Origin of the sequence: Amycolatopsis sp. H20-H5 (assembly GCF_035828755.1) — a bacterium.
GTDB lineage: Bacteria > Actinomycetota > Actinomycetes > Mycobacteriales > Pseudonocardiaceae > Amycolatopsis.
In genome coordinates this window covers 130234-138347 of sequence record NZ_JAYMZS010000010.1, presented here as the reverse complement: position 1 = coordinate 138347, position 8114 = coordinate 130234, and the positions used below count along the sequence as shown (strand labels likewise).

Sequence of the window (8114 nt, the reverse complement as noted above, 5' to 3'; positions counted from 1 at the left end):
GACGAGTTGCGGGACAGGTGCGTGCGGGTAGCCGGCGCCCGGCGTGAAAAGCGTGGGAGCGCACGGTGGGGCAGCTCGGGGAGGCGGAGGCCGTATCGTATGCGGTATGGGAGATGAGTCCAATCGGCGGTCTTCGTCCGTCGAAGACTACGTCCGGGTGATCTACGGGCTGGTCGAGCGGGGCGAGGCCGTCACCAACGCCTCGCTGGCCGGCCGGCTCGAGGTGAGCCCGTCGTCGGCTTCCGGCATGGTGACCAAGCTCGCCCAGCTGGGCCTGGTCGCCCACGTCCCGTATCGCGGGATCGAGCTGACCGGTGAGGGCAGGCAGCTGGCCAGGGCCGTGCTGCGGCGCCACCGGCTGATCGAGACGTACCTGGTCTCCGAGCTCGGCTACACCTGGGACGAGGTGCACGCCGAGGCGGACGCGCTGGAGCACGCGGTGTCCGACAGGCTCGTCGAGCGCATCGCGGCGAAGCTCGGCAACCCCGTCCGCGACCCGCACGGCGACCCCATCCCCGCACCCGACGGCAGCGTCGAAGAGCTCGAGATGCGCATCCTCGACGACCTTCCGCCCGGCGCGGTCGGCGAGATCGTCCGGGTCTGGGACACCGACCCCGAGCTGCTGCGCTACCTCACGGAGCACGCCATCAACCTCGGCGAGCGGATCGAGGTCGTCGAGCGGCAGCCGTTCGGCGGGCCGCTGGTGGTCAAGGTCGGCTCGCCGCCCGACGCGGCCACGCACGCCATCGGCAAGGAGATAGCGCAGGCCCTCTCGGTCGAACTGCGCTGAACTGCGTTTGTCGAACTGCGTCGGCTGACGTACGCCCGAGTGTCGTACGCGGGCGGATGTGCGCCGTCCATCGCGGGGCGAAGATCGGCCGTATGACACAGAAACCGTTTCGCTTCGGCATTGTGGCGGGCTACTCGCCCAACCTGACGGCGTGGACCGCGCAGGCGCGGCGGGTCGAGGACCTCGGCTTCGACACGCTGCTCGCGACCGACCCGGTCGGCGGCGCGGACCCGCTCTGCCTCCTGCCCGCGGCCGCGGCCGTCACCGCCCGGCTCCGGCTGGGCACCTTCGTACTGGCCGATCCGTTCCGTGACCACCGCGCGCTCGACTGGCAGGTCCGGACCCTGCACGAGCAGACCGGCGGCCGGTTCGAGCTTGGCATCGGCGTCGGCCGGCCTGGCGCGGGAGCCCTCGCCACCGAGCTGACCGGCGGGTTCCCGGGCATCGGCGCGCGGATCGACCGGCTCGCCGAGACCATCGCGTACGTCAAGCGCACCGCCGACCGCCCCAAGATCCTGCTCGCGGCGAGCGGCCCGAAGATGCTCGCGCTCGCCGCACGGGAGGCCGACATCGTCACCTTCTCGTGGCAGCCGAGGACCACCGAGGCCGAGGCTCAATCCATTGTGGACACCTTCCGTGAGTTCGCGGGCGATCGGCTCGGCGAGATCGAACTGGGGATGAACCTGGTCGCCGTCGGCGACGATCCCCTGCCGCCCGGACTGGCCGGATTCATCGGCGCGGACCTGCCCGAGCTGGTCGGCGGCGGCGCGGTGACCGTGCTGCCCGGCACCGCGGCCGAGGCCGCCGAAACGCTGCGGCGTCGCCGTGATCGGTGGGGAATTTCCTATGTGACGACGAATTCCGGCTATCTCGAACCGTTCGCCGCGATCGCGGCGAACCTGATCGCAGGCGGGTGAGGGCCCTACCGATCTGGTGGCGGTCGGCCTAGTCTGGCGTGTCCGAAGAACGTCGGCACTCTGCGGAGCAGACATGACCGGTCAACGAACACACACCATCGACCGGGGGGAAGCGGCCGGACGGGAGCTCGCGCGGTTACTCGAGACCGGCCCGTTCGCCGACGCGCTGCGGCTGGCGATCCGGGCTCGCGGACTCGGGCTCGACCGCATCCGGTATCGCTTACGCACCAAGGGAATCTCGATCAGCCTGGCCACACTGAGCCACTGGCAGTCCGGCCGCTGCCGCCCGGAACGCACCGAATCCTTGCTGGTGCTGAAAAATCTGGAAGAGGTGCTGGGCGTGCCCGGCGGCTCGCTCGCCCGGTTGCTCGACCGGCCGCGCGGCCAGGCACGATATGCCCTGCCGGGCGACTTCACCCAGACACGGGAGCGAGGTCGCGAAACGCCAGGGTGAGGAGAGCACGTGCGGGCGGTCGTCTTCGAACAGTTCGGTGTCCTGCCCCAGGTGCGCGAGGTGGCCGAGCCGGTGGCCGGGCCCGGCGGGGTCGTGATCGCGCTCGAAGCGACGGGCGTCTGCCGCAGCGACTGGCACTCCTGGCAGGGCCATGACGATTCCGTCCGCCTGCCGCACGTCGCCGGGCACGAGCTGGCCGGCCGGATCGTCGAGCTCGGCGAGGACGTGCGCGGCTGGGAGCTGGGCGCGCGGGTGACCGTCCCGTTCGTCTGCGCCTGCGGTTCGTGCGCCCAGTGCGCCTGCGGTGACCAGCAGATCTGTGATCGCGAGTGCCAGCCTGGCGCGACACACTGAGGTTCGTTCGCCGAGCGGGTCGCGATCGAGCACGCCGAGGTGAACCTGGTGGCGCTGCCGGACTCGCTCGGCGCCGCCGAGGCCGCCGCGCTCGGCTGCCGCTTCGGCACGGCGTTCCGCGCGGTGCTGCGGCAGGGCGGCGTGCGGGCCGGGCAGTGGGTCGCGGTCTACGGCTGCGGCGGGGTGGGGATTTCGGCGGTCCTGCTGGCGGTCGCCGCCGGGGCCCGTGTGGTCGCGGTCGACCTTTCTCCCCAGGCCAGGGCGCTGGCGGAGCGGCTGGGCGCGGTGCTCAGCGTCGACGCGGGCGCGTTCGACGGACCCGAAGCCGTGGCCGCGCACGTCCGCTCGCTGACCGGCGGCGGCGCGCACGTTTCCCTGGACTGCCTGGGCTCGCCGCAGACCTGCGCCGCCTCGATCGGGAGCCTGCGCAAGCGCGGACGGCACGTCCAGGCCGGGTTGATGCCGCCGGCGCAGGGGATCTCGCCCATCCCGATGCACCGGGTGGTCGGCGGGGAGCTGGAGATCGTCGGCGTCCACGGGCTGCAGGCCCACGAGTACCCGGAGATGCTGCGGGTGGTGGAGACCGCGGGGATCGACCTCACCGGCCTGATCGGCAAGCGCGTCGGGCTCGACGACGTCCCGGGAGTGCTCGCGGCGATGAACGATCCGGTGCCCGCGCAGGCGGGCGTGACCGTGGTGGAGTTCCCTGATCCGGTGATGTTCGGTGGGTGATCGCGAGCTGGCAGGTCAAGTTGTCACCCTGTTGGCCGTACTGACTGGCGTGTGACACTCCAGCATGGGATCGTCTCCTCTGTGGCGACTACGCAGCGTTCGGAGGATCGGGTCCCCGAGGGGCCGCGTACTCCACTTGGACGGCTTCTTGGGCTGTTCACGCAGTCGGGTGTCACTTTCCGGGGTCATCACATCGTGGCCAGCCCGATCGACCCGGTGACGCCCACCCCGGCTGCCGAGCGGGCCGAGTCGCGTGTGACGCCGCCCGGATAGTCACCCGGGGTCATCAGTCACAATCGGGGAATGGACGCGCTGATTCCCCGGCCGCGGGCGGAGGTGGCCCCCGGCGCGGTGCATCTGCCCGACTGGCTCGACCTCGACCAGCAACGCCGTCTGGTCGCCGCCTGCCGTGGCTGGGCGACCGAGGGCGCCGGACTCCGCACGGCCACGCTGCCCAACGGTGGCGTGATGTCGGTGCGCATGGTGTGCCTCGGCTGGCACTGGTCGCCGTACCGCTACACCCGGACGGTCGACGACGGTTCACCGGTGCTGCCGTTCCCCGGCTGGCTCGCGGACCTCGGCCGACGCGCGGTGGCGGCCGCTTACGACCGGCCCGCGGACGACTACGCGCCCGACGTCGCACTGGTCAACTACTACGACGATGCCGCGAAAATGGGCCTGCATCAGGACAAGGACGAGCGCAGCCTCGAGCCGGTGGTCTCGCTCAGCCTCGGCGACACCTGTCAGTTCCGCTTCGGCAACACCGAGAACCGCGGCAGGCCGTGCACCGACGTCGAGCTCTGTTCGGGGGACCTGTTCGTGTTCGGCGGCAAGTCGCGGCTGGCGTTCCACGGGGTGCCGAAGACCCTGCCCGGCACCGCGGATCCCGCACTGGGCCTGACGTCCGGCCGCTTGAACATCACCCTGCGGGTCTCCGGCCTCCGCGCTCCGGAGGAAGGTCCCTGAAGGCCACCATGAGGGCGTCTAAGTCCCTCATGGTGGTCTTCAGGGTCAGTCGGATCGGTCAGTCGGATCGGTCAGTCGGCGTCGAGGTCGGGGAGGGTGGGGCGGGGTCCTTCGTCGGGCACCATCGTCAGGCGGACCGCCATCTGCCGGGAGCCGGGTGGGTGCTCGCCCGGCTCGGTGCGGTACTTCCACAGCAGTTCCTGGTACTCGCGAGCGAACTCCCGCACCTGCTCGTTGGTCATGCGGACGCCCCAGCGGTGGATCTGGTTCCAGCCTTCGGAGGCGAGGTAACCGGTGTACGCGCTCATCACCAGGCTGATGTCGTGGCTCATTTTCATCGCGCCGAACTTGAGGGCCGCCGCCTCCTCGTCCGGCGTCATCTCGAGACCGTGCGGGGTGTGGATGTCGGTCATCAGCGACTTCCACCAGCGTTCGCGGCCGGTCGAGCGTTCCTCGACCTCGGCGATCAGGTTGAGCTCCGCGAGCTTGCGCAGGTGGTAGCTGGTGGTCCCGGTGCTCTCGCCGAGCGCTTTCGCGACGCTGGTCGAGTTGGCCTGGCCGTGATCCCCGAGGTAGGTCAGGATGTCGCGCCGCACCGGGTTCGACAGCGCTTTGTAGAACGCCTTGAGATCGGCGCCGGTGAGCACCTTGGGCTCGGGACGGGTGTCGGCCATGCTGGTCAGCGTACTGCAGAGAATCTTTGCAGTAAACGCAGAGAATGTTTGCAAAAAGTCTCTGCAATCGGCTAGCTTGGTTTTCGGAGGTGCGAGGGGCGCACCGGGGTGTCGGGGGTTCGAGATGCGGGAAGGTCTGATCGGCAAGCTGTTATTGGCCGCGGGGCTGGCTTTGGTGCCGTGGATCGCGGTGCTGTGGGGGACGCTGCCGGACACGTACGACGCGCGGAACTGGCGGGCCGCGTGGATCGGGTTCGACGCGCTGGAGGCGGGCGGCCTGCTCGCGTCGGCGTGGCTGTTCCGGCGCCGGGATCACCGGGCGCCGCTGGCCGCGATCGGCAGCGCGATGTTGCTGCTGGTGGACGCCTGGTTCGACGTCGTGACCGCGGGCGAAGACCTGGTGTTCTCGCTGCTCATGGCCGGGGCGCTGGAGCTGCCGCTGGCGGCGTTGTGCCTGGTCGCGGCGTTGCGCGGGGTGCGGATGCAGCAGGTCACCCGGCCGTTCGCCGTCCGCGTGCCCGCGCATGTCTGACCGGCTGGACGCCGCGACCCGCGACGAGATCGACGACCGGGTCGCCGAGGCGCTCGACGTCTATCTCGCGGAAAAGCTGGCCGAACCCGGGGCGCTCGACGAGCTGATCGGGCCGTCCAGGGGAGCCGTGGTGCTGCTCGGCTCGATCCTGCTCGGCGCGGTGGTGACGGCGGTGGCTTCGTCGATGAACGTCGTGGTGCTGTGCATGATGTGGATCGCGATCGCGGTGGCCGACCTCGGCTGGTTCCTCACCGGGCAGCGCCACACTCGCTGATCCCCGCCCGGGTGACGCGGGCAACTCGCGGACACGCGCTCACAGGGGGATACGCGTGTGGAGATCGCGGACACGCGTGCACAGAGTGCGGATACGTGTGCGGGGATGGCGGACACGCTGGGGGTGTGGCCGTCGCCTGGCGTGTCCGCGAGTTGTGCGCACGTGTCCGCGGGTTGTGTGCGGGGGGCGTGTGGTCAGGTGGTGAAGCGGATGCGTTTGCCGGGGAGGGCCTGGGCGGCGAGGTCGAGGTCGCGCTCGTCGACCACGGCGGCGACCGGGTAGCCGCCGGTGATCGGGTGGTCGGCGAGGAACACGATCGGCTTACCGCTCGGGGGGATCTGCATCGCGCCGGGAACACCCGCTTCCGGCAGGAGTTCGCCCTCGCGGACGCGCCGCAGTGCGGGCCCGTCGAGACGGATACCGATCCGGTCCACATCGGACGTCACCACGTACGCCGTTGATTCCAAAGTGGACAGTGCGTCCGCGGTGAACCAGTCGAGGCGCGGCCCGGGTGTCACCCGGAGCACCAGTTCCTCGGGCAACGCGGGCCGCGGCGCCAGGTCGACCACCGGCGGACCGGCGACCCGCTGCCCGACCGGCAGCGTCATCCCGGCGGCCAGCACGGGCGGCCCGACCTTGCCCATGGTGTCGGTCGATCGCGAACCGAGCACCGGCGCGACGTCGAGGCCGCCGCGCACCGCGACGTAACACCGCAGGCCGTCGGCAGCCGTCCCGAGCACGAGTTCTTCGCCTGGCCGCAGCACGATCGGGGCGTTCGGCCCGGCCGCGCGGCCGCCCGCGGTGATCGGGCAGCTCGCGCCGGTGACCGCGACCAGCGTGTGTTCGGACGTCCGCAGGGACAGCCCGCCGAGCGTCGTTTCGATCCCGGCGTTCGACTCGGGGTTGCCGACCAGCCGGTTCGCCAGCCGCAGCGAGCCGGAATCCGCGGCGCCGGACCGGCCGACGCCCAGCGCGGCGTGCCCGGGGCGGCCGAGGTCCTGCACCGTCGCGAACAGGCCCGTCCGCAGTATTTCGAGTTTCGCGGTCATCGGCCCGTTCCCGCGAACCGGACCCGGGTCCCCGGCATCAGCAGGTGCGGCTGCGCGCGTTCGACGTCCCACACGCTCAGCTCCGTGTACCCGATCAGGTGCCACCCGCCGGGTGAAGCGTGCGGGTACACCGCGGTGTACTCACCGGCGATCGCCACCGCCCCGGCGGGCACCCGGGTGCGCGGGCTCGACCGCCGGGGTAGTCGCAGGACCGGATCGAGCCCGGTCAGGTAGGCGAAACCCGGGGCGAAGCCGCAGAAAGCCGCGACATAGGAGCCTTGCTCGTGCCGCGCGACGATCTCCCGGACGGTCAGCCCGGACTGCTCGGCCACCCGTTCGAGGTCCTCGCCCGCGTAGCTGACCGGGACGACGATCTCCTCGCCCGGCAGCTCGGTGACGTCCGGCACCGTGCGGGCCAGCAGGTCCGCGGTCAGCCGTTCGAGGTTCGTCCGCGCCGGATCGAAGCGGACGAGCAGGGTGCGGGCCGCCGGGACGAGCTCGACCAGGCCGTCGGGCGGCGCGTCTCGCAGGGCGGCGTGCAGGCCGAGCACAGCCTCCGGCCGGTCGAGGTCGACCAGCGCGGCGCGGGCGCCGTAGGGCAGGACCCTGGTCATCGGGCCGCTGCCACGAACGGTCCTCTGTGGACACCCGCCGCGGCCAGCCGGTCCCGGATCACCCTGGCGAGTTCGACCGCGCCGGGGGTGTCGCCGTGCACGCACAGCGAATCCGGCTTCAGGATCAGCACCGCGCCCTCGGCCGTCTCGATCTCGCCGGAGGTCGCCATGCGCACGGCCCGCTCCGCCACGGCTTCGGCGTCGTGCAGGACCGCGCCCGGCAGTTTCCTGGACACCAAAAGGCCTTCCGGGGTGTACGCGCGATCGGCGAACGCTTCGGCGAACGTCGTCACGCCCGCTTTTTCGGCTTCTCGCGTCATTTCCGAGTCGGGCGGGCACAGCAGCGCGAGCTCCGGGTCGAAGCGGCGGAGGCCGTCGACCACGGCCGCCGCCTGCTCGGCGTTGACCGCCGCGGTGTTGTACAACGCCCCGTGCGGTTTCACGTACCGCACCCGGCTGCCCGCGGCGCGGGCGAAGCCGTCGAGTGCGCCGATCTGGTAGAGCACTTCGTCGGCGAGCAGTCCTGGCTCGACGTCCAAGGCGCGCCTGCCGAACCCGGCGAGGTCCCGGTAGGCGACGTGCGCGCCGATCGTGACGCCGCGCTCAGCGGCGCCGTCGCACACTCGGCGCATGATGGCCGGGTCCCCGGCGTGGAAGCCGCACGCGACGTTCACGCTGGTGACGACGTCGAGCATCGCCTCGTCGTCCCCCATGCGCCAGGCGCCGAAGCCCTCGCCGATATCGCTGTTGAGATCCAT

General features: G+C 71.2%; 10 protein-coding genes and 1 pseudogene. 7 read left to right on the top strand and 4 right to left on the bottom strand.

Features of this window, described 5'->3' with window-relative positions; translation table 11 throughout:
• Positions 1–106: 106 nt before the first annotated feature.
• From QMK34_RS08315 to QMK34_RS08295, 5 genes and pseudogenes are all read left to right on the top strand, one after another.
• Complete coding sequence (locus QMK34_RS08315; RefSeq protein WP_326413105.1) at positions 107–790, top strand: metal-dependent transcriptional regulator; 684 nt, start codon at positions 107–109, stop codon at positions 788–790.
• Between the two features lie 92 nt (positions 791–882).
• Positions 883–1707, top strand: coding sequence for an LLM class flavin-dependent oxidoreductase (locus tag QMK34_RS08310; protein WP_326413104.1), 825 nt, complete (start codon positions 883–885; stop codon positions 1705–1707).
• 73 nt (positions 1708–1780) lie between these two features.
• Entirely contained in the window at positions 1781–2161 is a 381-nt protein-coding gene (locus QMK34_RS08305; RefSeq protein ID WP_326413103.1) for a transcriptional regulator, read from the top strand.
• Positions 2162–2170: 9 nt separating this feature from the next.
• Positions 2171–3247: pseudogene (locus QMK34_RS08300) on the top strand (zinc-binding dehydrogenase).
• Between the two features lie 303 nt (positions 3248–3550).
• On the top strand, positions 3551–4213 hold the full coding sequence (locus QMK34_RS08295; RefSeq protein ID WP_326413102.1) for an alpha-ketoglutarate-dependent dioxygenase AlkB family protein: 663 nt from the start codon (positions 3551–3553) through the stop codon (positions 4211–4213).
• A 71-nt stretch (positions 4214–4284) separates the two neighbouring features.
• Here the strand turns inward: QMK34_RS08295 and QMK34_RS08290 are convergent, their stop codons facing one another.
• Positions 4285–4887 (bottom strand): ArsR/SmtB family transcription factor, encoded by a 603-nt coding sequence (locus QMK34_RS08290; RefSeq protein ID WP_326413101.1) that lies wholly within the window; start codon positions 4885–4887, stop codon positions 4285–4287.
• A gap of 124 nt (positions 4888–5011) precedes the next feature.
• Between QMK34_RS08290 and QMK34_RS08285 the strand changes: the two genes are divergently transcribed.
• Together QMK34_RS08285 and QMK34_RS08280 are read left to right on the top strand one after the other, a co-directional pair.
• Positions 5012–5419: a hypothetical protein gene (locus tag QMK34_RS08285; protein WP_326413100.1), complete on the top strand. Its 408-nt coding sequence runs from the start codon at positions 5012–5014 to the stop codon at positions 5417–5419.
• Positions 5412–5693: a hypothetical protein gene (locus QMK34_RS08280; RefSeq protein WP_326413099.1), complete on the top strand. Its 282-nt coding sequence runs from the start codon at positions 5412–5414 to the stop codon at positions 5691–5693. The genes QMK34_RS08285 and QMK34_RS08280 overlap by 8 nt, the downstream gene beginning before the upstream one ends.
• A 194-nt stretch (positions 5694–5887) precedes the next feature.
• On the opposite strand, the gene QMK34_RS08275 is transcribed toward QMK34_RS08280, so the two are convergent.
• From QMK34_RS08275 to QMK34_RS08265, 3 genes are read right to left on the bottom strand one after another with little or no spacing between them, the layout of a single operon-like run.
• On the bottom strand, positions 5888–6742 hold the full coding sequence (locus tag QMK34_RS08275; protein ID WP_326413098.1) for a biotin-dependent carboxyltransferase family protein: 855 nt from the start codon (positions 6740–6742) through the stop codon (positions 5888–5890).
• Entirely contained in the window at positions 6739–7356 is a 618-nt protein-coding gene (locus QMK34_RS08270) for a 5-oxoprolinase subunit B family protein (RefSeq protein ID WP_326413097.1), read from the bottom strand. Before QMK34_RS08270 ends, QMK34_RS08275 begins: the two co-directional genes overlap by 4 nt.
• Positions 7353–8114 carry a LamB/YcsF family protein gene (locus QMK34_RS08265; protein WP_326413096.1) on the bottom strand — a complete coding sequence of 254 codons (762 nt, stop codon included), beginning with the start codon at positions 8112–8114 and terminating at the stop codon, positions 7353–7355. Before QMK34_RS08265 ends, QMK34_RS08270 begins: the two co-directional genes overlap by 4 nt.

What these genes read in the sequence shown, in the direction of transcription:
- QMK34_RS08315 (WP_326413105.1), top strand. Translation starts at nt 107, where the DNA reads ATGGGAGATGAGTCCAATCGGCGGTCTTCGTCCGTCGAAGACTACGTC.
- QMK34_RS08310 (WP_326413104.1), top strand. Translation starts at nt 883, where the DNA reads ATGACACAGAAACCGTTTCGCTTCGGCATTGTGGCGGGCTACTCGCCC.
- QMK34_RS08305 (WP_326413103.1), top strand. Translation starts at nt 1,781, where the DNA reads ATGACCGGTCAACGAACACACACCATCGACCGGGGGGAAGCGGCCGGA.
- QMK34_RS08295 (WP_326413102.1), top strand. Translation starts at nt 3,551, where the DNA reads ATGGACGCGCTGATTCCCCGGCCGCGGGCGGAGGTGGCCCCCGGCGCG.
- QMK34_RS08290 (WP_326413101.1), bottom strand. Translation starts at nt 4,887, where the DNA reads ATGGCCGACACCCGTCCCGAGCCCAAGGTGCTCACCGGCGCCGATCTC.
- QMK34_RS08285 (WP_326413100.1), top strand. Translation starts at nt 5,012, where the DNA reads ATGCGGGAAGGTCTGATCGGCAAGCTGTTATTGGCCGCGGGGCTGGCT.
- QMK34_RS08280 (WP_326413099.1), top strand. Translation starts at nt 5,412, where the DNA reads ATGTCTGACCGGCTGGACGCCGCGACCCGCGACGAGATCGACGACCGG.
- QMK34_RS08275 (WP_326413098.1), bottom strand. Translation starts at nt 6,742, where the DNA reads ATGACCGCGAAACTCGAAATACTGCGGACGGGCCTGTTCGCGACGGTG.
- QMK34_RS08270 (WP_326413097.1), bottom strand. Translation starts at nt 7,356, where the DNA reads ATGACCAGGGTCCTGCCCTACGGCGCCCGCGCCGCGCTGGTCGACCTC.
- QMK34_RS08265 (WP_326413096.1), bottom strand. Translation starts at nt 8,114, where the DNA reads ATGGATCTCAACAGCGATATCGGCGAGGGCTTCGGCGCCTGGCGCATG.